This is a genomic window from Marinomonas sp. TI.3.20 (assembly GCF_038155025.1).
Classification (GTDB): Bacteria; Pseudomonadota; Gammaproteobacteria; order Pseudomonadales; family Marinomonadaceae; genus Marinomonas; species Marinomonas flavescens.
The window spans coordinates 1-373 of record NZ_JBAKAS010000087.1; the positions used below are offsets into that span (position 1 = coordinate 1).

Below are 373 nucleotides of genomic sequence, written 5' to 3' on the forward strand. Positions count from 1 at the left end.
CACAAATGAGGGTCACATTAAGTTGATCAGAAGCCGTAAACATGAGTCTTTTATTCCAATTTAAAAAATGAAAGACTTTATGGTTTTTGGAAGAGACTGCTATGTGGGGTTTAGCCGACGCTCACATGCAATATTGTCGCGTATGACCTCGAAAAAGAACCTTGTAGCGAGCAGATTTTTGTTTTCTGCGGCCGAGCGCGCGATAAAGTCAAAATTTTACAGTGGGCATCGAATGGTTTTTGGTTGCATTATAAGCGTCTCGAAAAAGGGCATTTCCAATGGCCTGGTATTGATGATGAGCACTTGTCCATTCAAGTGTCGCCCCGTCAACTGAACTGGTTGCTAGATGGTCTTGCACTCAACTTACAAGAAG

1 protein-coding gene is annotated in these 373 nt (G+C 42.6%); it reads left to right on the forward strand.

Annotated elements, in window-relative coordinates; all coding sequences use genetic code 11:
* Positions 1 to 132 precede the first annotated feature (132 nt).
* The coding region (tnpB, locus tag V6259_RS20145) for an IS66 family insertion sequence element accessory protein TnpB (protein WP_445928533.1) at positions 133 to 373 on the forward strand (241 nt) is incomplete at its 3' end.